Origin of the sequence: Dethiothermospora halolimnae (assembly GCF_037577855.1) — a bacterium.
Lineage (GTDB): Bacteria > Bacillota > Clostridia > Tissierellales > VENL01 > Dethiothermospora > Dethiothermospora halolimnae.
The window spans coordinates 26,713-48,587 of record NZ_JBAKFX010000030.1 but is presented as its reverse complement, the minus strand read 5'-3'; the positions used below and the strand labels follow the sequence as shown (position 1 = coordinate 48,587).

The following is a 21,875-nucleotide window of genomic DNA, read 5'->3' as shown; positions in this document are numbered from 1 at the left end:
ATTTTTGCAAAAATAATATATATTATAAAATAATTTTAAGTATTTTTAAAATTCATCTGTTTAAATTTTCATTTTTTTGTATGCTTGTCCCATTTTAATATATTAAAAATAAATTTCAGTATCTTTCTCTTAATTTTTCACCTTAAAATAAATTTACATTATTAAGCACAGTGCTTTAAAAAATCATCAATAATATTTTTATATTCATTTTTATTAAATAATATTTCTACTCCTAGAGAACATAGGCTAGATACCCTTGATTGAGTTATATTACCAAAATAATTACATACATCCTTAATCTTATATTCACAAAATCTTACCATAAATAACATAGTTATAGCCTTAGCCTCGGTTATATTTCTTACATATTTTATTTTTATCTTATCTCTATCTTCACCTATGTAGTCTGCTACGAATTGAGCTACCTCATCTGCAGTCATATTCCTTACTATAATATTCTTTTCACTTTTATATTGGCATTTTTGATTCATAAATCCATACTCTGCTTCCTGTTGTTTCTCCTCTTCTTCAGAATTAGGTACTAACATAAAGTCTAGATACTCTTTTACGGCTTTTTTCTTATCATTGTTGCTATATAGCTTCAATATAAAATCACAATCTAATATCTCAAAGCTATCATCTAAATCCCCTAAATATATTGGTCCACTGGAATAGGGATACTGAAAAACTTTATCGCTCCATCCCCTTAGTTTTCTAGGGTTCTTATGAATATACTTTGATGCTTGGAGTATATAGTTATCCTTATCTATTATTTCACTTCTAAATCTATCCCCAAATACATGTCCCCTTCTTTTATATCTCCTGTTGTAATACTTAGCATAGGAAAGATTTATGCCATGCATTACTCTGCTTATATCAGATCCAAAAGCATCTATTATCATATGAACATGATTATCCATGAGACAATAAGCATATAATTTAAAACCATATTTTTTCTTATATCTTTTTAGTGTTATTAAGAATCGCTCCCTATCTTTATCGTCTTTAAATAGCATAATACCATCTACACATCTAATCATGATATGATAAACTGAAAAGTTTGTTTTTAATCTAAATGGACGTGGCATAACAATACCCCTTTCGTTAATATATTATGATTTCATTATTAGCAAAAGGGAGATTTTTTATACTGTATTTATAATTTTTTTACTGAACCGGTTTTAAATTTTTTTCATTTTAATTACTCTATTATAAATCATACAACTCTTTATACTTCTTATAGTTGTTTTCAACTATTTCCACATGTTTTTCAGTCTCTTTATATGGAATGTAGTGCAAGGTTACCCCGTCCTTAGAATATTTACTATCCTTTAACCATTTACTAGTAATATTCATCCCTGCATTATATGCAGCTGTAATAGTTTTTCTATGGGGGAATCTCTCTTGTAAGAGAGATATAAAATATATAGCATATTTAATATTTGTATCTGGGTCAAACATATCGTCAAATGTAGTATCTTTATCCCCTAGCCTAAATTTTAACCAGTTAAAAGTATCTTCTGTTATTTGCATTAAACCCCTTGCTTCATCTACCGATACTGCATCTTTATTAAAATGGCTTTCCTGTTTCATCATTGCGTATACTAAATATTTATCTACATTGTATTTTTCAGCATGTTTATTTACATAATTTTCATATTTAATTTCAAAGTTTTCTTTCTTATATTCTTTTTCATTTATGAATACGGCAAAAACTATTGTAATACAAATAATAAATATTAAATTTAAAGAAAGCCTTTTAAAATTTATCTTTATCCTTTTCAAGTTTATCCCCCTCAAAATTGTTTTTTAAATAACATTTTATCTTATAACTAAAATACTTGAATTAATTATTAGTTTAAAATGAAACCTTCAAAGCAATTCGAAGCTACTTATACTCAATTGTAAGTATTTAGTTAGAATATTGTCAGTTCCTTAATAACTCTTATAAAGCTATTTATGCATATGTTTAAACTAAAGGTTTTTATATGTAATTTTAATTATATATTTAATTTACATATGAAAAATATATTCTTTGTAACTTAATTGTAAAATCAATCATTTTTATTGCATCAATCAAAATACCTAAACTCAATATCTTTAACAATACATTTATCGTCTTCAAATCCATATACTATTTTGATTTCACCGAAATATCCAACTAAAAATCCAATATTTAATCCTATTGTCGATACCAACTCTTCACCTTCAACACCAAAAGTTATACGGGTTTTATACATTACCGAATCAGCCCAATTTTTAGGATCCATATCTGTTTGATTTTTAGATACAATATAATTTTTATTATTAACTTCAATCTCAATTTTATCTAAATAAACTTTAGTTTTTACATTTTCTTCATATATATCTAGTGGACTCTCTATTTTTATTTCCTCAAAAGTATTAGGATTTATGATATGTATTTTTTGAATATATACCCCCGTTCCTGTAGCCTCTGTTAATATTATAATTAATTCTTTTTGATCATCATTATTTATATCTTTATATATTAGTTCTGGATAAAATGCACTGGAATAGCTTACACTTTTCCAGCTAAACTTTTTAGAATTTCCTTTTATATTTAACAATAATTCTTTATATACCCCTCCTTCATCTGAAGATTTTATAGGGTATAATGATATATTTTCTTTAGATATAGTAGCAATAGGTTCCATATCTGGTTTCTGTATATTATATCTTGCGTTATTTTCTGTAATCGGTGGTTTTATTATAGTTAAGCTAATAAATATTAAAAATATTTTTTGCCATGTCACTTAAGTACCCCCTTAAGATATATTTAGTTCCTTTTAAACTTATACTAACTCAGTTTTATATGGGTTTCCACTTATATTATTCAATTGAAATTAAATATTTAATTTTATTAATCAGTTTCCATAAAATATAACTCTAATCCAGGATTTTTACTAATATCATCTGCCACAATAGCTATCCCCTCAACCATTGTTCCCCGCTCTAATTTTGGTTGTACCGATGGATTACTTGGATATGTATTACCATCGTATTTAAGAAAAGCATAAAAACTTTTTACACCCCCACCAGCTACATGCATAATAATATCTTTATATCCATTAGTCTTATTATTACTTATAATAACAGGGTTATTTACAAGACTAAACTTTGATAATAGTATATATTCATCATCTTCTTCTCTATAGATAACAGCACTACAGCCACCAGTGCCACAAACTATAGGTCCTACTAGATAAACAAATATTTCATCCTTACCATCACCATTAAGATCTACCTTATTATAATAATATCTTATATTATCCTTGTATTCATATAGTTTAAATTCCCTTATTAAAGCCTTTTCAAGCTTTAAATCTCTTTCCTGTTCAGAACATATATATTCTATAGATGAAAGGTCTATTCCTTCTTCTTTTGGAAGTGGTATATAGTCACATAACTGCGCCTTTAAACTTAATAGCTTTTCTTTAGATGGATATGGATATTCAAATGACAAAGCCTTATCTATTGATTTTAATGCTCCTTTAGTGTCTCCTATTTTTATTTGGGCACTGGCTAGATAATACCAATAGGTAGCTGAGTCCTTTTCTTTTAAAACATTTTTATAATAATTAGCCACCTTTTTAAAGTAGTAGGGATATACATCTAATGCCATGGTAAATTTATACCCTGACCATCTATATACTTCAACTTTATAAGCTTCTCCTGTGTCATGTATCCATAGAGCTATTTCATATAATCCATCTTTCCCGTACTTATTCTTAATATCTTCAACTTCTATCATACTATAATACTTATTTCCATCAATTAAATCTATTATTCCTCTGTATGTCCACTGATAAATACTGAGATCTGACCATATTGAAGCCACTTGCCAACCTACTATTAAGTTGTACTTATTACAACTGGTAATTGGAGCCACATCAAAATAAGTTATATTATACCCTTTTCCCTTTATAGTAGCCATTTTATGCCAAGCTCCACAATAATATTTTAATACAATAATATAATTTTCCCCTTTCCAGTTATAGGCGCCTAATATTTCTAATATGCCATCTCCATCTATATCGGCCATAATTATCGCTGGTCTTTTATAAGGTGAATCTAATATCAGTATTTCAGCCATCGGTGGTAAAAACGTATATATTGTATTTATTAAATCTTTAATGCCCCACATATTATAACCCCACTTTAATTTCATTATAGGATTATTATATGTAAAAATTTTTAATGGGTGTCTACTATAAAAACTTCTAATTAGTGTTACTTTTCTATTTTCATAAAAGACCAATAAATATTTATTCTAATTTATAATAAATTAAGAAAGTTTTTCGATATATTATTTCCCCAAAATATACCCGCTTTTGTTAAAAATATATTATCATCTTTTTTAACCGCTAGACCTTTATCTATGGTATCGTCTATAAAGCTTAATATTTTTTCTTTATTTTTAACTAAGCTATAATCCGTTGGTAGTATACCTCTTTGTATGTCTCCCTTTATCTTTATATATTCATTATATTTAGGATTAAATAACATTCCTTTTTTTTCAGCAAAATTATAGATTGACTCCTTATATTCATCTAAATCTATAGGATTCATTATTAATAAATTATTGAAATTTCCACCAGCTCCAGCTCCTAAAGGTAAAGTATCTTCTCCATTATGTCTGTTTATAATATATTTATATTTATCTCTTTTTGTCATTTTAGTTAGTTCTAAAAAGTTATATCCCTGTTTTTCACTATTATAAGCTATAGTATCAAATAATATTTTATCAATATCTAGGTCTTGTTTTTCAGTTGATTTTAATTTTCCCATGTTAATAAGAGAATATAAAGAAAAACCAGCTAAATCTAAATCATAAATTCTATACAAATCTTCTAAAAGTTCTTCTTTACTTTGATTATTATAATTATATATAATATCTATATTTATATTTTCAAATCCTTCTTCTACTAACTTTTCAAGTTTTTTATATGCTATATCTCCTCCACCTTTTCTTCCAAGTATTTTTCTTCCTCTATCTGAAAAAGTTTGAACTCCTACACTAAATCTATTTATTCCTTCAGTTTTAAACATTTCTATCATGTCATCTGTAAGTTCTGTTATAGTGGTCTCTATAGAAAATTCAGCATCGTCAGTGAAATTTAAATTTTTCTTTAATGCTTTAAGAATTTGTTTTAGAGATTCTTTCTTTAAAGTAGTAGGAGTACCTCCTCCAAAATATACAGCATCAAAAACCCTATTATTTATATAATCTATTTTACTATAGTTTTCAATTTCCTTTATCAAAAGTTTATGATAATCAATAGTAGGTTCCCGTAGATTTCTTCTTAAACTACAAAAGGTACAGATTTTACTACAAAAGGGAACATGTATGTATATACAAGATTTTTTATTTTTTTCACTTATATCAGAAATTTTATCTAAATACTCCAAAACATTTCTTGGTCCCATTGCTAGCTTTCCCATAACTCCCATAGAATCATGATGAGTTTTTGATCTCTTCTTTGTCTGCATAATTTGTTAATTCCTCCTTAAAATATCTATATATTTTATTGACCCCTTTCTGGTATTAAAAATCTAATGTTTGTTTGATATCATAACCCATAGATTTAAATTTGCTATATGTAAATTCTATTTTATTTATCTTAACTTTTAAGATATTTAACATAACAGGCAATTTATCTATTTTTTCCTTTGTTACTTTCTTTAAATGTAATACATCATAGTATTGGCGACTTTTATATTCTACTATAGTAGCTTCCCCAAGAATCTGCATCCCTCCAAGGTTATTCATAGCAGTGAATTGATCATATATGCTTATAGAAATATTATTATTTTGCAATAAGTGAGCAAACTTTTCCCCACCTTCTGTTATAAAGTATAAATGTCCATCTTTATAGTTATATTCTATCGGAGTGCTTCTCACCCTTTTATTAAATCCTGTGGCTAACGTGCATGTATTATGGGTCTTAATAAATTTTTCTGCCTGCTCTTTTATTAATTCTTTAGGAGCTTTAACTATATCTTTATCTTTAATTTTCTTTATATCTAATGCAAAACCAATTATAGTTTCTAAATTTAATTTTTCTACATCTTCTATAGGTTTTTTAATTTTTTCATAAAATTTTTTTATACTATTGTAATCTTCTTTAGATAGCCTGTCTAATATTAAATTTCCATACAGTACTTCATCGTATACTAAATTATTTCCTAGTAAAGTCTTTAACTGATTTAAATACTTACTGCCACACTCTTTTGAAAGGCATGTACAAAAAATAACTACCTTCTTTTCCTTAAGCCAATCTAAATTATTTTTTATAAACTCTATAATCTTTTTATTAATTTGTTCTTTATATACCGGTGAGCCTATAATAACATATTGAAACTCCTTATACTCTTCTTTAAATTCATCTACTTTACAATATCTTGAATGTCCTATTATAGGAGCCATACTTTTCACTATTTTCTCCGTTGAACCATACTTAGATTCATAAATTATTAGAGTATTTTTCATTTTATACACCTCTTTTTTATGATTATAAAGATATAATATTACTTCTATTAATATTTAACATTATATCATATTTATTATTTTTTTATAAATTATTGTAAAAAATAATAAAACTTTCGCTTATAAATAAGCGAAAGCTTTATATAAATTTTGTTCTCTTAAATTAAGTGCCACAAAACGTTCTATAGGGAATATCTGATGGTGGAGGTAGTTTAGTATATTCATTTTGTTTAGATGAATGGGCATAAGGTCTTAAAAGAACTTTAACAAACTTATTCATCACACTATAATCCCCTTTTCCTGCCGACTCTAAAGCTTCTTCTACTCGATGATTTCTGGGAATTATTGAAGGATTAGAATTTCTCATCAATTCATGGGATGAATCTTTTGTTTCTTTTTGTTTTTCTAATCTACTTTTCCACTGTTTATACCATTTAGAAAATTCTTCTTTGTCATGTAAAGGTGTATCCTTTGTATTATCAAAGGTCAAAGCTCTAAACGTATTAGTATAATCCACTTTATATTTATCCATCATACTAAGAAGTTCTTTAATAAACTTTTCATCTTCAGGCTCTTCATTAAATAGCCCCAACTTCCTTCTCATTCCATTTATCCAATTACAATGGTAGATATCATGAAATTCTAAAATAGTATCTTGAGCTAATTTAATAGCCTTTTTTTCATCATCATGTAAAAGTGGCAATAGGGTTTCAGCAAACCTAGCTAGATTCCAAGCAGCGATACTTGGTTGATTTCCATAGGCATAGCGTCCTTGTCTATCAATAGAACTAAATACCGTTTTAGGGTCATAGGTATCCATAAAAGCGCAAGGACCGTAATCAATAGTTTCACCACTTATAGCTATGTTATCAGTATTCATAACACCGTGGACAAATCCAACTAACTGCCATTTAGCTATTAGTATTGCTTGCCTTTTTATTACTTCTTTAAGCAAAGAAATATAAGGATTGCCGTCAGTATCAATATCTGAGAAATGTCTTTTTATTGTATAATCGGCTAGGGCTTTTAGTTCATCTATACTCCCCCATTGGGATATATATTCAAAGGTTCCCACACGAATATGACTAGAAGCCACTCTAGTTAATATGGCTCCCGGTAACTCAGTTTCACGGATTATAGTATCCCCTGTTGTTACAACAGCTAAACTGCGGGTAGTGGGAATACCTAATCCATACATTGCTTCACTTATAATATACTCCCTAAGCATTGGGCCTAGAGCTGCCCTACCATCTCCCCTTCTAGAGTAAGGGGTTCTTCCCGAGCCTTTAAGCTGAATATCAAATCGTTTTCCATCTGGAGTTATCTGCTCTCCTAATAATATGGCACGGCCATCACCTAACATAGTAAAGTGTCCAAATTGATGTCCTGCATAGGCTTGAGCAAGGGGTGAAGCTCCTTTAGGAATTTCATTACCAGCAAATATCGATGCTCCATTATTTTCTAGTGCTTCAGTATTTAATCCTAAAGATTTTGCCAAGGGACAGTTGAGAACAATTGACTTTGGTGATGGTACAGGTGTTGGATTGGTATTGGTAAAAAATAATTGTGGTAAGTGAGTATAACTATTATCTAAATTCCACCCTACTTCCATTCCCGACTTTCTCTCTATCATGTTATCCCTTCTTTTATTTTTTATTTTAATACTATAGTTTTTGATATTAAATATAAGTTTAATCTTTTTTAGTTTTTGTTCTATTTATTTTATTATACTTATTCTTTACAAATACAAAGAGTTAAATATAATCCTGCAGTAAAAAGTATATTAATGGATTATTTATTCTTTATCTTCTATATCTTCTATTAATCTCTTCATTTCATCGATTTCTCTACGTTGAGCTTTTATAATCTCATCAGCAAGCTCTCGAACCCTTGGATCTGATATTTCAGCCCGCTCACTGGTTAATATAGCAATAGAATGATGGGGAATCATTGCTTCCATATAATCAGTATCATCTACAAGATTTTGACTACGTAATAAAAATAGTGAAAGTCCAAATACCAATATGCTACCCGTAACGATCCCTATGTTAACTTTTCGATTTTTTAGCATATGTCTCATGAAAACCAACATAATAATAGCCATTGTGGCTCCCATTAACAATGCCATATAAGCTCTAGTTTCACTAAAAAATATATGTTCATACTTAAATGTACTCCAATATTTAAATATGAACATAACAATAGTGGATACTACAATCATACCTGCAAACTTTATATAGTTTTTAATTCCAAATCCCTCCTCATTAGTCTTTTATTGTGTTTAATAATGTTATACCCTATTATTTTTTCAATATTCAAAATAGAAAAAGCTCCTTTATAACTTAGTATTAATTAATACTAAGTTATAAAGGAGCTTTTTCTTTCATCCCTGTATTACTATTAATTATGCCATTGCTCTACATTCTGCAGCGCATTTACGGCAGATTTCTGCACATTTAGTACAATGGCTAGTATTCATTTCTTCACAAGCTTTAGCACATAGCTCGCAAATTTCTGCACATTCTTTACATACATGCTTTGAATGGGGGCTATTTCTTGACATGAATTTTACTGCTAAATCACATATATCAATACAGTCTCTTAATACTTTAATACAACTAACCATTTTATTAACATCTTCTTCAGTTAAACAAAGAGTTAAACATTCTTCACATGCTTGAAGACATTTTTTACATTCATCAATACATGTCTGCATATTTTCATTTCCTACAGTTCCTACTAAACCCATAAAATCTCTCCTTTAAATTTTTAATATATTTTTGCTCCCGTAATATTATTTACGATTTATTTGGATTTTATAGATTTTATCTTAAGTTTTATAATATGAAGTTCCATAAAACGATATAGTTAATAACGGTTCATTTTACAATATACTAATTTTTATATAAAAATACATGCTATTTTTTTAAATAATTTTATTCATTTTTATTTTTTTCTATCTTAACTTATATTCTCAATATGCTTGTCCCATTTTAATATATTAAAAACAAATTTTAATATATTTTATTTTAATTTTCGCTCTAAAATACCCCCTTATTATTAAGCACACTGCTTTAAAAAATCATCAATAATATTTTTATACTCATTTTTAGTAAATAATATCTCTACGCCTAAAGAACACAAGCTGGATACCCTAGATTGAGTTATATTGCCAAAGTAATTGCATACATCCTTGACCTTATACTCACAAAACCTTACCATAAACAACATAGTTAGAGCCTTAGCCTCCGTTACATTTCTAACATACTTTATCTTTATTTTATTCTTATCTTTACCTATATAATCTGCTACAAATTGAGCTACATCATCTGCATCTATGTCCTTCATTATAATATTCTTCTCACTTTTATATTCACACTTTTGATTCATAAATCCATACTCTGCTTCTAATTGCTCTTCCTCTTCCTTGGAGTTAGGTACTAACATAAAGTCTAAATACTCTTTTATTGCTTTTTTCTTATCATTATTGCTGTATAACTTTAATATAAAATCACAATCCAGTATTTCAAAGCTATCGTTCAAGTCTCCTAAATATATAGGACCACTTGAATAGGGATATTGGAAAACTTTATTGCTCCATCCCTTTAACTTCCTAGGATTTTTATGGATATATTTTGATGCTTGAAGTATATAGTTATCCTTATCTATTATTTCGCTTCTAAATCTATCTCCAAATACGTGTCCTCTTCTTTTATACCGTATATTATAATATTTCGCATAAGAAAGATTTATTCCATGCATCACTTTACTTATATCAGATCCCGAAGCATCTATTATCATGTGGACATGATTATCCATCAAGCAATAGGCATATAACTTAAAACCATATCTTTTCTTATATCTTTTTAGTGTTAATAAAAACCGTTCTCTATCCCTATCGTCTTTAAATAATAAAATACCATCTACACTTCTAATCATAACGTGATAAATTGAAAAATTTGTTTTTAATCTAAATGGACGTGGCATAACAATACCCCTTTCGTTAATATTTTATGATTTCATTATTAACAAAAGGGAAAATTTTTATACTGTATTTATAGTTTTTTAACTGAACCGGTTTTAAGTTTTTAAACTTTTTAAGAATACTTAACTAAATCTTATCAATAGTCTCTCTAGCTTTTTTAATAAGATCATAATCTGCCTGTTCCACTATAAACTCACTTTCTGGGGTATCCATCCTTTCAATACCCTCTCTATATTCCATTTTACTGCCAATATCAATTCTTCCCGATAGATGATATTGGGTACATTTAGTTATTTTATGTATTCTCTCTATATTTTTAGCTTTCACACCACAGCCGGGCATAATAGTTATAAATTCACCAAACTTTTCTTGTAATTTTCCTATATAGTGTGCTCCTTTTAAAGCATTTGACCTTTGTCCCGATGTAAGAATTCTACATATTCCCATTTCAATTAGCTTAGGAATATCCTCCACAGGATTTTTTGCATTATCAAAAGCCCTATGAAGGACTACTTTAAGAGGATTTGCAATTTCTACAAGCTTCCTCATCCGTTGAATATCTATCTTACCATCCCTTAATAAAATTCCAGTAACAATACCATCAAATTCCATCTTTTTTGCAAGTTTAATATCATTTTTCATCGCTTCAAACTCATTATCATCATATAGAAAGTCTCCAGAACGGGGTCTTATCATTACAAAAACTTCTATATCTTCAATTTCCTTTGCCTGCTTCATTAATCCATAACTTGGAGTTAATCCACCTATGTTTAATGCCGAGCATAACTCTATTCTATCGGCTCCAGCATCTTTAGCTATTGACATAGATGTATAGGAATCTACACATACCTCTAGTATCATAGACTTATCCTTCCTTTTCTATTAAATTATTTAAAGCACTATAATTAAAATCCCTATCTAATGGAAATATTGGTCTTTTTACCTTTTTATAATCAAGTTTTTTTAAATCTTCATTTGTACTGCCTTCTGTAAGGACCATTATACTACGTTTAGCTACTAAACTATGGGGGAAAGTAAGGTATCCTAGCTTACAAACTACTATTTCTGCCTCTTTAGGATCTACTCCTAAGTCTGTAAACATCTCGGGTAATGTATATCCTACATGAACTTCTGCTATTACTATATCTACCCCCTGACTGTTAAATAATGCTAAATCCCCCTTAAGCATTCCTCCCCTAGACCAATTCTTAATATATGATTTTACTATTCCCGTTGTAGTAATAGGAGATGACGTAATGGTATCAAATTTGGAGCCAAATGTAAGGGTTATCTCTTTACCTACTTTTCCTTCACACTGTTTTGTAGCTATTGGGTCATATATTCCACCATATATTATAGGCTTTGTAAGATTATCAGTTCTCCTATCAGACATTATTAATTTTAAAAAATTAGTACAGTCCGAGGCTCCACCGGCAGTTGGATTATCCCCAGAATCAGAAATATAAATAGGTAATTTACCCTTTTTTACTCCGTTGAAGGCAACATCTAAAGCTTTCTCTTCATGATATGTTTCTGTATGGAAACAAAAGTCATCTTTTTTAGACCACATAAGCTCTGCTAATCTCACTGCTTCTCTTTGGGCCAACTTAAGGTCACCATCTGCAACTACATAAACAGCAACAGAGCTATCTTCATTATCCGACCAAGGAAAGCCCATCAAGTATGAGGCTGCCATTATATCTTCAATTTTTTCACATTCTTTTAATGCTTTCATTAGGCTTATCATAGGTTCTACATTAGTCGATGATTGTTCTCCAGCTATTAATATAGGTACCTTAACCCAAGCTGATTTAGGATTTCTATTATTCTCAAGAGTATCTATTGTCATCTTTGCAGCATGTTCTCCTGTTTCAAAGCAATCTGTATGGGGAGCACATTTATATCCCACAAATCCATCACAATTATTGTGCATTCTTTGGGTCATAGTAGTGTGCATGTCAAGGGAGGATAAAATAGGTATATTGGGAAATATAGACCTCAACTCTTCTAGAAGATAGCCCTCCGCCTCCCCCTGCCTTTTAACCCTCATAGACCCATGGAGTGAAAGGGTTATGGCATCTATTGGAGCCTCTTTTTTAGCAGATTTTGCTCTTTTTATAATTTCATTTTTTATTTTAGTATAAAAATCATAATCCACTTCACCATTGGGAACAGCTCTAGCAAATACAGTGGGTATTACTTCATACCCTCCCTGCTGCAAAGTCTTTATAATTCCTGTCATAGAGTCATTTTTACGTAAATTATTAAAAATTTCATCTCCATATATTATATTAAAATCCTTTTCTCCGACTATTATGGGATTAAAAGAATTAGATTCATGATGTATTCCTGCCACTAAAATTCTTTTCATTATAATTCCTCCTTCAGTCCTTTAACTACTATAATACAATTTATCTAACTATTCTATATAGATGCTAAAGACTCCTGTTTTTTGCATAAAAGTAAATCTCTAAAGCCAAGTATAAAAAGGTAACAAAATAGACTATCACTTCCTTTAAACAAAGAACATATAATATTATAAAGTTAAATAAAAAGGAAGGAATGAATAATATGTATAATCCTTATAGACAATACCCATGTCCCTATGGAAATATGCCTAGATATAACTATGATAATATCTATTATCCTTATAGAACATATCCTTATACCTACTGGAATACTCCACCGATGTATAGTCCAGACTATTTAGATTATCCTATTGAGTTAAGAGACTATGGTCCAAATCCCTTTGTAATTAATATCGAAAAGGCTACTAAACAAAATGATAATTTTCGTACTGCTTTATGGACAGGAGAATATTTACAACTTACTTTAATGAGTATCGATGTGGGAGTAGATATAGGTTTAGAAATTCATCCTGATCTTGATCAGTTTGTTCGTATAGAAGAAGGTCAGGGACTTGTTAAGATGGGAGATAGCAAAGATAATTTAGATTTTCAAGCCAAGGTATGTGATGACTTTGCCTTTATTATACCTGCTGGAAAATGGCATAACTTAATTAATACAGGTTATAAGCCAATCAAATTATACTCTATCTATGCCCCACCTCAGCATCCCTATGGTACAGTTCATAAAACTAAAGAAGATGCAGAGGCTGATGAATACTCTTAGATTTTTCATCTAGATCGACATAAAAAGGTAGCTATGATTTTATAGCTACCTTTTAAAAATGGAATATACATATAAATTCAAAATTATTTGCTGTCTTTATAGCATTAGCCGTTACAAGCTTTATTATTTTAGGCATTGTACAAGGAAATTTTGAAAGATATAAAAAAAGAAACAACTGTAGAGCATAGATTAAAATTATAACATTTATTTTCCCTATTTTAGGACCTAGTTTATATTTGATATTTAGATATACACACAAGTACAAATTTATATATAAATAGTAGAATAAGGCCAAAACACTTACAAAGATTTGTAAGTATTTTGCCCCATATTTTCCATTGTATATTACACTAATACAAAGCATCTATTTATTTTTTAAATAACAAATACATAAAATAAGGTGCCCCAATTAATGAGACCATAATTCCTGCTGGAATACCACTTGGCTCTACTATATGTCGTCCAACTATTTCAGCAAATAATAATAGCCATCCCCCAATCAATATGGCAACAGGGATAAATAATTGATGTCTATGTCCCACTAAAGCTCTAGCAATATGGGGTGCCATTAACCCAATAAAAGCAATTCCTCCTGTTACAGAAACCGCTGAAGCTGCTAGTGCTACTGCTGTTAAAAGAAGTTGAATACGCTCTTTTTTTATTGATATCCCAACACCAGTAGCCATAGGTTCGCTAAGTCCAAGAATGTTTAAACGATTGGCTTTATATAGTGTAAAGGGAATGAGTATAACTAGCCATGGAAGTATTGCCCAAATAAAAGGCCAATCGGTTCCCCATATATTCCCAGCTAGCCATTTAGCTATAAAATCTACTTTTGTACGTTCAACAGATGATATGATTACGATCATCAAGCCTGAAAGTGCAGTCGAAAACCCCACTCCAATAAGAACTAGTTTTGTAGGTTGAAGTCCCCCATGCTTTTGATATGAAAGTGCATAAATTATACATACTGTAATAAAAGCACCAATGAATGCTACAAACGGGAGTAAAAAAGTAAATGAATTTGCATCTATAGGAAAAAATAAAAAATAAATGGTAATAGCAACACCAGCTCCCGAATTAATCCCTATAATCCCTGGGTCAGCTAAATCATTTCTTGTAACTCCCTGTAATATTGCTCCAGATAAGGCAAGGGCCATACCTGACAATAATGTAATTAAAATTCGTGGTAGTCTTATAGAAAATAAGACAAATTCCTCTTTAGCGCTTCCTTTACCTATTAAGGTTTCAATAATTCTATTATAGGATAGAGAAAAGTCTCCCATGCCAATCCCAACAATAATAGTCCCAGTGATTAGTATTAATAAAGCCAATATAATCTTTCGCTGTTTTTTAATTAAGCTTGGTTGAATCATGATAATGTTTTTCCCCCTTTATGTACAATAAATAGGAAAAATGGTAGACCCATCATAGCAATAATTGCCGCAACTGGTGTTTCATATGGAGTATTTATAGTACGTCCAATGGTATCAGCTAAAAGCATTAAAGTAGATCCTAAAATGGCCGATACAGGTATTACAAATCTATAGTCATTTCCTACTATAACCCGAACTATATGGGGAATCATTAGACCAATAAAGACCATATTTCCAACAAGGGCTACAGATGCACCGGACAATAAAACAATTACTATAAAAAGTATAATTTTAATTTGTGTTGTATTTTGTCCTAAGCCAACAGCAACCTCTTCACTTAAACTAAGAATAGTAAGTTGTCTTGAAAGAAAAAGAGCAACAATAATACCAATTAAAATAAAAGGGGCAATTATTTGAACTTGTTTCCAAGATGTACTGACCAATCCCCCTGCTGTCCACATGGATACTTCCTTTGAAAGTTTATAGTAAATAGAAATCCCTTCTGCTAATGCATATAAAAATGTTGAAACTGCTGCACCGGCTAAAACAACTCTAAAGGGAGTAAAACCTCCTCGTTTAATAGAACTAATTCCAAAAACAAGCATAGCCCCGATGGCTGCCCCTATAAAACAGGCAATTATAATTCCATAGTAACTAACAAAAGGTAAAAAAGCCATAGTAATAGCAAGGGCAGCATTTGCTCCTGCGGTTAATCCGAGCAATCCAGGATCAGCAAGGGGATTTCTAGTCATTCCTTGCATAATGGCACCAGATACCGCTAGTGCTGAGCCAACTAAAATTGCTCCAATTTCCCTTGGCAAGCGAATTTCACGGATAACTAATAGTTTATCTCCTGTTTTGTTAGTTGTAAGAGCTGTCCATACCTCCTTAAAGGAAATATCTGCAGCTCCTAAAGTCATGGCAAAAATGAACATTCCTCCAAAGGCAACTAGCATCAATAGTAGCTTATATGTAAATGGGATAAAACTTTTATTTTCCTCCATTGTCAGTATCTCACCTCTCTTATAATAAGAACTAAAATGAAAGAAGAATTCTCATAATAAGAATTCTTCTTATCCACATTATTCACCCAAGAAACTTTTCTTAATGAAATCCAATTGATAATCTAAGGTAATAGGATCATTAAAATAAAACTCTTTAGAATTAGCTTCAAATACACGATTATTCTTAACAGCAGGAATATTTTTATAAGTATCTGTTTCTTGGAAAGAGTGATTTGCATCTGGGTTTTTACTAAATATTATATAGTCTCCTGCATATTCCGGAAGAACCTCAGGAGACATTGCATAATAACCATCTTCTAATGCCATCTCTTTTACCTTTTCTGGCATCTTTAAATCCATCTCTTGATAAATGATTTCTGTTGCTCTGCCCCAATTATCTCCAAATACATAAAGTTGTTTCTCAAAGCTTTCTATAACAGAAACCGTTGCATCGGCTCCGATTTTTGATTTAATTTCTTCTCCTGCCTTTTTGGCTCTCTTCTTAAAATCATCGATCCATTCTTGGGCTTCCTTTTCTTTGTTTAGTAATTTACCAATTTCTAAGAATTTCTCTAAATATCCTAGCTCTCCATAGGTATAATTTACTGTAGGAGCTATCTTTTTTAGTTTATCTATATTTTTACTGGCCGATGGCACTATAATTAGGTCAGGTTCTAACTCAATAATTTTTTCTAAACTTTCATCAGATACTTCTACAGCATCTTTAATATATTTTTCATATCTGGGATTTCCCTTAGACCATTCATCTATTCCTACAATATTTCCGTCAAGGGCCATAACACCACCGGACATAAAGGAGTTTAAAACTACAATTCTTTGTGGATTAGCTGGAACCTCAACTGGTCCATTTTCAGATTCATATGTAATAGTTTCAGATTTCTCATCATTAGTGATTGAACCGTCTTCTTTTTGTACTGTTTCACTATCACAAGCACTAAAAATTAGCGCAAACATTATTAGAAATATAATCGTTACTTTTTTCATTTTTAGATTCTCCTCTCATTAAATTATATGTTATGCACATAGGCTTATTAGTTCTAGGGTCTATACCTACTTCTGCATCAATTTGAAAAACTCTCTTTAGTATGCTTTTATTAATAACCTCTTCACAGTTCCCAGCTTTTACTATCTTGCCATCTTTTAAAGCAACTATATAATCAGCAAAGCGGGCTGCTTGATTTAAGTCATGTAAAACCATAATGATGGTACGTTCCTGTTCAATATTTAGCCTTTGTAAAAGTTCTAATACTTCAAGTTGATGGGCCATATCCAAATAAGTTGTGGGTTCATCTAGAAAGATTATTTCAGTTTCTTGTGCAAGGGCCATTGCAATCCAAACCCTCTGACGCTGTCCACCTGATAGTGCATCAACAAGTCGAAACTTAAACTCCTTTGTCCCAGTAACCTCTAATGCCCAATCAATTGCTTCATAATCTTTTTTCGTTAATCTTCCAAACCCCTTCTGATAAGGAAATCGACCGTAGGATACCAACTCACCTACCGTTAATCCCTTGGTTCCTTCATTTTTCTGTGGAAGGACTGCCATCTTCTTAGCCAATACCTTTGTATCTTCTTTTAATATATTTTTCCCATCTAAAACAACTGAACCCCCTTGATGGGAAATAATACGAGTAATGGCTTTTAACAATGTAGACTTTCCACAACCATTTGGTCCAATTATAGTAGTTATTTTTTTATTTGGAATTTCTACACTAAGATCTTCTACAATCAGACTGTCATCATATCCAATACTTATACCATCTGTATAAAGACGAGACATAATTTAACCTCCAAGCTTTTAAATTTAGAACGTTTTTCAAGTGATTATGATTATCATTACCGTTATATTATAGTATTCTCTTTAGTTACTGTCAATAGTTATTTTGAGAAAATCTAAATAATTCAATAGATATTTGTATACATAAATAAGAATATACTTTATTGAATTATTTAATTAAGTATAATATAATTTATATTAGTAAATACTTAATTAAATATTTATATTAGGAGGTTATTTCATGGAAATAGTTAAGCAGTTAAAAGCTCTCGGAGATGAAACTAGACTTAAAATTATAATCCTTCTTCTTAACAAAAAATTCTGTGTTAGATCATTAGCAAAAAAATTAAATATATCACAATCTGCAGTTTCTCAACATCTTAAGTTACTAAGGGATTGTAATCTAGTTCAAGGGGAAAAAAAGGGTTATTGGGTACATTATGACGTAAAAAAACAAGAACTTAGTAATCTAGCTAAAAGTATTAACAAGCTTATTAATTTAGACATAAGTTTAAAGGATGAAATCCAATCCTTTATAGATATAAACATTTTAGAAGAGTGTACTAATAAGTGTAAGAAAAAACAAAATAACTGCTGTTCAAAAGATTTTATCTAATAGAAAATAGGTGCATAAATGATATATTTATATATATTAACAGGAGCCTTATTTATTATTTCTCTAGTATTTGATAAGGAAAAGAGTTTTAAGGCCTTAAAGGTAGCTTGGAAGAAATTAAAGAAAATATCACCATCATTTATAAAAATGTTAATATTAGTTTCAATCACACTATATATGTTTCCTGATAAAACAATAGCTAAATATCTAGGGGGAAATGGTTTATTTACAGGAACTATTCTAGCATCTGTTCTAGGCTCTGTGACAATCATGCCTGGTTTTATAGCTTTTCCACTAAGTGGTATACTTTTAGAGAAAGGAATAAGTTATATGGTCATCTCATCTTTCTCTTCTACATTAATGATGGTTGGGATACTAACCTTTCCAATTGAAAAGGAGTATTTTGGGGCTAAATTGGCTGTAGTTCGAAATATCTCAAGTTATTTTATCTCTTTAATTATTGCTTTAGCTATTGGTCTATTTTATGGGGAGGTTATACTATGAAAAAAAAGATATTTAATATCATATTACCTATTTCGTATTTAATTTTTTTACTGATATCTTGGGTATTCAATTTTTCCACTGGTATTACAATAGGAAAAAATTTTTATAGTTTTGTACTAAGTATGCTTAAAGTCTTACCCTTTGCTTTTATTTTAATCGGTCTTTTTGAGGTGTGGGTCAAAAAAGAAACGGTGGAAAAACACTTTGGTAATGCCTCTGGATATAAGGGTTATCTGTGGGCAATAATTCTTTCAAGTACAACAGTTGGTGGAGCCTATGTTGCTTTTCCTGTTGCATATTCTTTATATAATAAAGGGGCTAAGCTAAGTATTGTTCTTACATATATAGGTGGATCAGCATTGACAAGGATTCCTATGACAATATTTGAAGCATCTTTTTTAGGTATTAAGTTTTCTATTATAAGATTACTTATATCTATTCCTTTAGTAATATTGTCTTCTATCTTAATCAGCAATTCTTTTGAGAAAAAGTCAGACTCTAAAACAAAATATCAATAGCTTTATTGAACTATATTTAACCATAGAATTTATAAATAAAATTTTTCTTAAAAAAACGACGAAAATCTATTCGCCGTTTTTCATATGATGATTAAATCAATTAGTTATATAATCCATTGATTTATTGCAACTTCATCCTTCCATTTCTTGAACAAACTTAACAGTTCCTAAAACTGTATTATGGGACTTTACTGTTTCTATTTTAGATGATAAACCTAAGTCCTCTATGGTAATTACTTTATTTGTATCAATTTCACTTAAATCAAATCCAACTGTTTCCGGTATATCTTTAACTTTACCTGTAACTTGAATCTGATCAAACTCAGTTTCAAATACAAGTCTTTTTTTCTCTAATTTTTCTCTCCCCGTAAAATTAATTGGTATCTCCCAATTAACCACCTCATTTTCTGTTACAAGCTGAATATCAACATGTTCTATTTCATTGATAAAGTTTCTACTAACCTCTTTTATAATACCTATTTGATTCCTATCTTTGTAGGAAACCTTAATTTTAGCTCTCTCGCCACCTGTTCTTAATACCTTAATAAAATCTGTTTCATTAAACTTAATTGGTTCTCCTTTGGCATTCCCGCCATATATAACAGCTGGAATGAAACCTTGTTTTCTTACTTTTTTACCTTTTTCTTCTCTGTTACAAACTTTAAGTGCTTGTGTACTCATCACTCTTCCTCCTTTTATCCTATTGTTTATAAGTCTATAATAAAACTAAGGAACCTTATATATAAATATAAGATCCCTCAGCTACAATATAACATATATAGAAATATATCTCAAATATATAATTGATTTTTACACTTTATTAACTAACTACCTTATAATTTACTTACCCACTAATCTTATTTTTAATAAAATTTTCTTCTTTTATTAAAACTTTTATCTTATCTACATCACTATTCTATTGTAATATTAGTTTAAGAATTATAACTCCCTAAATAACTAAAAAAACTGTAAGAAGATAATTTCCTCCTACAGTTTAAAATACTTAATTAATACTAAAAAGAACATTAGGTATATAACTAATAATTATTTACTTATCCATTCAGTAGCCGTAGAGAAAGGTCTTAGACCAATGCTATAATAAAACTGTTGTGACGAGCCTACCAAAACTTTTTTTGCTCCAAGTTCTCCAACACGACGTATTCCTTCAAGGACTGCTGCCTTGCCAAGTCCGAGTTTTCTATAATCAGGATCTGTTGCCACCGGTTCTATTACTGCGTAGTCTATCTTCTTGTCATACCACATCCCACAGTAAGATACGAAATTTCCTTTAGGGTCAACAACGGCTATTTTTAAATCTAAATCCACATTGGGTCGCTTCATCTGAATATGTCCTGATTTTTCTTTTTCCTCTGAAAAAGTAAATTCTCCTTCACCATTTAACTCATGGTCGAATCCTTTCCATAGGACACGATAATATTGATAAAGATCATAAGTTTCCTTTATAGTAGTTATTTTAAAGCCTTCTGGCAGAGAATAATCTGTAGATGTTTTATCTAAATAAAAAATGGCATCACTTTCTTTATTAGTAGTAGGTATAAACCCAAGGTTAGCAGCAATATCTTGAAAATATAAATCTGTATCTTGAATTACCACCCCAAACTTACCATCTTTAAAAAGATTCTCTTTTGCATATAATAACATCTCTTTTTTCAAGTGGACATATTGGGGAAAAGTCAAGCAGTAGGCAGTTCCTAAGCCCACATCAAAGGTTGCCACTCCTACAAGCTTACCACAATCTTCCCATAAACCAATCTTGCCTATTGAAGCTTTATCTAAATAACCGTGGGTTATCATCCAGTCCCATCTAGCATATGTAAACTCTGTATAACCTAAATCTATAAAAAAATCTCTCACTTTATAATAATCATCAGTAATACCTGCTTCTTCTGTATAATTTCTAAATTTTATAGACATATCCACATCCTCCTTTAAGAATATTATAACCTTATATGAAAAAATAAAAATTCCGACTTTATATATAATCATTTTATACCTAAAGTAACGACGAGGATATTATTTTCTATATACAATCTTTCTCACAGTTTCATATGATAATCCATATTGTTTTGATATTTCTTCATTTCCATAACCCTCTTTATATTGTCTTTTTATTTTTTTATTTCTATTTGTATAATATTTTTTTGACCCATTTTTTTCTCCCCATCCTACATTATTACATTCACTGGGTATATAGAGAGTGGTTCCACTAATATGTTTCTGAATCTCAGTTAATAAATTCTTTGGTAATACCTCTGCTGCATTTATATATTTCATTATCATCCGCTCCTTATCTATTATTAATAAATAAAGTGCAGAGTTCAGCAGATAGTTAGTCCATTAATCCCACACAGATATAACTATACTATCTCCTACTCTGCATGGGATAAATCTTGGTCTAGACTATTTCTAAGAA

General features: G+C 30.0%; 23 protein-coding genes. 4 read left to right on the top strand and 19 right to left on the bottom strand.

All coding sequences use genetic code 11. The features are described 5' to 3' along the window. Positions 1–161: 161 nt before the first annotated feature. The 12 genes from V6137_RS12495 to V6137_RS12440 all read right to left on the bottom strand — a co-directional run bounded on the left by V6137_RS12495 (position 162) and on the right by V6137_RS12440 (position 12,864). Entirely contained in the window at positions 162–1,088 is a 927-nt protein-coding gene (locus V6137_RS12495; protein WP_425448278.1) for a transposase, read from the bottom strand. A 121-nt stretch (positions 1,089–1,209) separates the two neighbouring features. Next, positions 1,210–1,785, bottom strand: a complete 576-nt coding sequence (locus V6137_RS12490) for a lytic transglycosylase domain-containing protein (RefSeq protein WP_425448277.1) — start codon at positions 1,783–1,785, stop codon at positions 1,210–1,212. A gap of 287 nt (positions 1,786–2,072) precedes the next feature. Then, positions 2,073–2,774, bottom strand: a complete 702-nt coding sequence (locus tag V6137_RS12485) for a hypothetical protein (protein ID WP_425448276.1) — start codon at positions 2,772–2,774, stop codon at positions 2,073–2,075. A gap of 107 nt (positions 2,775–2,881) precedes the next feature. Then, entirely contained in the window at positions 2,882–4,189 is a 1,308-nt protein-coding gene (locus V6137_RS12480) for a hypothetical protein (RefSeq protein ID WP_425448275.1), read from the bottom strand. Positions 4,190–4,296: 107 nt separating this feature from the next. Continuing rightward, a complete protein-coding gene (locus V6137_RS12475; protein WP_425448274.1) occupies positions 4,297–5,511 on the bottom strand; it encodes a coproporphyrinogen-III oxidase family protein in 1,215 nt (404 codons plus the stop codon). Positions 5,512–5,566: 55 nt separating this feature from the next. Continuing rightward, positions 5,567–6,511 (bottom strand): flavodoxin domain-containing protein, encoded by a 945-nt coding sequence (locus V6137_RS12470; protein ID WP_425448273.1) that lies wholly within the window; start codon positions 6,509–6,511, stop codon positions 5,567–5,569. 160 nt (positions 6,512–6,671) lie between these two features. Next, on the bottom strand, positions 6,672–8,141 hold the full coding sequence (locus V6137_RS12465; RefSeq protein WP_425448272.1) for a protein adenylyltransferase SelO: 1,470 nt from the start codon (positions 8,139–8,141) through the stop codon (positions 6,672–6,674). Between the two features lie 162 nt (positions 8,142–8,303). Beyond that, entirely contained in the window at positions 8,304–8,729 is a 426-nt protein-coding gene (locus V6137_RS12460; RefSeq protein ID WP_425448271.1) for a DUF305 domain-containing protein, read from the bottom strand. A 183-nt stretch (positions 8,730–8,912) separates the two neighbouring features. After that, positions 8,913–9,224, bottom strand: coding sequence for a four-helix bundle copper-binding protein (locus tag V6137_RS12455; protein ID WP_425448270.1), 312 nt, complete (start codon positions 9,222–9,224; stop codon positions 8,913–8,915). A gap of 344 nt (positions 9,225–9,568) precedes the next feature. Next, a complete protein-coding gene (locus V6137_RS12450; protein WP_425448269.1) occupies positions 9,569–10,495 on the bottom strand; it encodes a transposase in 927 nt (308 codons plus the stop codon). Between the two features lie 124 nt (positions 10,496–10,619). Beyond that, complete coding sequence (locus tag V6137_RS12445; protein ID WP_425448268.1) at positions 10,620–11,354, bottom strand: copper homeostasis protein CutC; 735 nt, start codon at positions 11,352–11,354, stop codon at positions 10,620–10,622. Between the two features lie 4 nt (positions 11,355–11,358). Then, on the bottom strand, positions 11,359–12,864 hold the full coding sequence (locus V6137_RS12440; RefSeq protein ID WP_425448267.1) for a M81 family metallopeptidase: 1,506 nt from the start codon (positions 12,862–12,864) through the stop codon (positions 11,359–11,361). Positions 12,865–13,055: 191 nt separating this feature from the next. Here V6137_RS12440 and V6137_RS12435 point away from each other — a divergent pair, with 191 nt between their 5' ends. Further along, positions 13,056–13,625 carry a cupin domain-containing protein gene (locus V6137_RS12435; protein WP_425448266.1) on the top strand — a complete coding sequence of 190 codons (570 nt, stop codon included), beginning with the start codon at positions 13,056–13,058 and terminating at the stop codon, positions 13,623–13,625. Positions 13,626–13,993: 368 nt separating this feature from the next. Here V6137_RS12435 and V6137_RS12430 read toward each other — a convergent pair whose 3' ends face one another. The 4 genes from V6137_RS12430 to V6137_RS12415 form a co-directional block, all read right to left on the bottom strand. Next, on the bottom strand, positions 13,994–15,001 hold the full coding sequence (locus V6137_RS12430) for a FecCD family ABC transporter permease (RefSeq protein ID WP_425448265.1): 1,008 nt from the start codon (positions 14,999–15,001) through the stop codon (positions 13,994–13,996). Beyond that, complete coding sequence (locus V6137_RS12425; RefSeq protein WP_425448264.1) at positions 14,998–16,005, bottom strand: FecCD family ABC transporter permease; 1,008 nt, start codon at positions 16,003–16,005, stop codon at positions 14,998–15,000. The genes V6137_RS12430 and V6137_RS12425 overlap by 4 nt, the downstream gene beginning before the upstream one ends. Positions 16,006–16,083: 78 nt before the next feature. Further along, on the bottom strand, positions 16,084–17,010 hold the full coding sequence (locus tag V6137_RS12420; protein WP_425448263.1) for an iron-hydroxamate ABC transporter substrate-binding protein: 927 nt from the start codon (positions 17,008–17,010) through the stop codon (positions 16,084–16,086). Continuing rightward, positions 16,961–17,806: an ABC transporter ATP-binding protein gene (locus tag V6137_RS12415; RefSeq protein WP_425448262.1), complete on the bottom strand. Its 846-nt coding sequence runs from the start codon at positions 17,804–17,806 to the stop codon at positions 16,961–16,963. The genes V6137_RS12420 and V6137_RS12415 overlap by 50 nt, the downstream gene beginning before the upstream one ends. Before the next feature lie 238 nt (positions 17,807–18,044). On the opposite strand from V6137_RS12415, the gene V6137_RS12410 reads away from it, so the two are divergent. From V6137_RS12410 to V6137_RS12400, 3 genes are read left to right on the top strand one after another with little or no spacing between them, the layout of a single operon-like run. Then, positions 18,045–18,419 carry an ArsR/SmtB family transcription factor gene (locus tag V6137_RS12410; RefSeq protein ID WP_425448261.1) on the top strand — a complete coding sequence of 125 codons (375 nt, stop codon included), beginning with the start codon at positions 18,045–18,047 and terminating at the stop codon, positions 18,417–18,419. 18 nt (positions 18,420–18,437) lie between these two features. Beyond that, positions 18,438–18,923, top strand: a complete 486-nt coding sequence (locus V6137_RS12405) for a hypothetical protein (RefSeq protein ID WP_425448260.1) — start codon at positions 18,438–18,440, stop codon at positions 18,921–18,923. Continuing rightward, entirely contained in the window at positions 18,920–19,441 is a 522-nt protein-coding gene (locus tag V6137_RS12400; protein ID WP_425448259.1) for a permease, read from the top strand. Before V6137_RS12405 ends, V6137_RS12400 begins: the two co-directional genes overlap by 4 nt. 132 nt (positions 19,442–19,573) lie before the next feature. Here V6137_RS12400 and V6137_RS12395 read toward each other — a convergent pair whose 3' ends face one another. The 3 genes from V6137_RS12395 to V6137_RS12385 form a co-directional block, all read right to left on the bottom strand. After that, positions 19,574–20,122: a 50S ribosomal protein L25 gene (locus V6137_RS12395; protein ID WP_425448258.1), complete on the bottom strand. Its 549-nt coding sequence runs from the start codon at positions 20,120–20,122 to the stop codon at positions 19,574–19,576. A 363-nt stretch (positions 20,123–20,485) separates the two neighbouring features. After that, a complete protein-coding gene (locus tag V6137_RS12390; protein WP_425448257.1) occupies positions 20,486–21,376 on the bottom strand; it encodes a GNAT family N-acetyltransferase in 891 nt (296 codons plus the stop codon). 99 nt (positions 21,377–21,475) lie between these two features. Next, positions 21,476–21,736 (bottom strand): CD3324 family protein, encoded by a 261-nt coding sequence (locus V6137_RS12385; protein WP_425448256.1) that lies wholly within the window; start codon positions 21,734–21,736, stop codon positions 21,476–21,478. Positions 21,737–21,875 lie beyond the last annotated feature (139 nt).

Excerpts from the sequence above, each read along its gene's own strand:
- V6137_RS12495 (WP_425448278.1), bottom strand. The coding sequence starts at position 1,088 with ATGCCACGTCCATTTAGATTAAAAACAAACTTTTCAGTTTATCATATC.
- V6137_RS12480 (WP_425448275.1), bottom strand. The coding sequence starts at position 4,189 with ATGAAATTAAAGTGGGGTTATAATATGTGGGGCATTAAAGATTTAATA.
- V6137_RS12475 (WP_425448274.1), bottom strand. The coding sequence starts at position 5,511 with ATGCAGACAAAGAAGAGATCAAAAACTCATCATGATTCTATGGGAGTT.
- V6137_RS12470 (WP_425448273.1), bottom strand. The coding sequence starts at position 6,511 with ATGAAAAATACTCTAATAATTTATGAATCTAAGTATGGTTCAACGGAG.
- V6137_RS12465 (WP_425448272.1), bottom strand. The coding sequence starts at position 8,141 with ATGATAGAGAGAAAGTCGGGAATGGAAGTAGGGTGGAATTTAGATAAT.
- V6137_RS12460 (WP_425448271.1), bottom strand. The coding sequence starts at position 8,729 with ATGATTGTAGTATCCACTATTGTTATGTTCATATTTAAATATTGGAGT.
- V6137_RS12455 (WP_425448270.1), bottom strand. The coding sequence starts at position 9,224 with ATGCAGACATGTATTGATGAATGTAAAAAATGTCTTCAAGCATGTGAA.
- V6137_RS12450 (WP_425448269.1), bottom strand. The coding sequence starts at position 10,495 with ATGCCACGTCCATTTAGATTAAAAACAAATTTTTCAATTTATCACGTT.
- V6137_RS12445 (WP_425448268.1), bottom strand. The coding sequence starts at position 11,354 with ATGATACTAGAGGTATGTGTAGATTCCTATACATCTATGTCAATAGCT.
- V6137_RS12440 (WP_425448267.1), bottom strand. The coding sequence starts at position 12,864 with ATGAAAAGAATTTTAGTGGCAGGAATACATCATGAATCTAATTCTTTT.
- V6137_RS12435 (WP_425448266.1), top strand. The coding sequence starts at position 13,056 with ATGAATAATATGTATAATCCTTATAGACAATACCCATGTCCCTATGGA.
- V6137_RS12430 (WP_425448265.1), bottom strand. The coding sequence starts at position 15,001 with ATGATTCAACCAAGCTTAATTAAAAAACAGCGAAAGATTATATTGGCT.
- V6137_RS12425 (WP_425448264.1), bottom strand. The coding sequence starts at position 16,005 with ATGGAGGAAAATAAAAGTTTTATCCCATTTACATATAAGCTACTATTG.
- V6137_RS12420 (WP_425448263.1), bottom strand. The coding sequence starts at position 17,010 with ATGAAAAAAGTAACGATTATATTTCTAATAATGTTTGCGCTAATTTTT.
- V6137_RS12415 (WP_425448262.1), bottom strand. The coding sequence starts at position 17,806 with ATGTCTCGTCTTTATACAGATGGTATAAGTATTGGATATGATGACAGT.
- V6137_RS12410 (WP_425448261.1), top strand. The coding sequence starts at position 18,045 with ATGGAAATAGTTAAGCAGTTAAAAGCTCTCGGAGATGAAACTAGACTT.
- V6137_RS12405 (WP_425448260.1), top strand. The coding sequence starts at position 18,438 with ATGATATATTTATATATATTAACAGGAGCCTTATTTATTATTTCTCTA.
- V6137_RS12400 (WP_425448259.1), top strand. The coding sequence starts at position 18,920 with ATGAAAAAAAAGATATTTAATATCATATTACCTATTTCGTATTTAATT.
- V6137_RS12395 (WP_425448258.1), bottom strand. The coding sequence starts at position 20,122 with ATGAGTACACAAGCACTTAAAGTTTGTAACAGAGAAGAAAAAGGTAAA.
- V6137_RS12390 (WP_425448257.1), bottom strand. The coding sequence starts at position 21,376 with ATGTCTATAAAATTTAGAAATTATACAGAAGAAGCAGGTATTACTGAT.
- V6137_RS12385 (WP_425448256.1), bottom strand. The coding sequence starts at position 21,736 with ATGAAATATATAAATGCAGCAGAGGTATTACCAAAGAATTTATTAACT.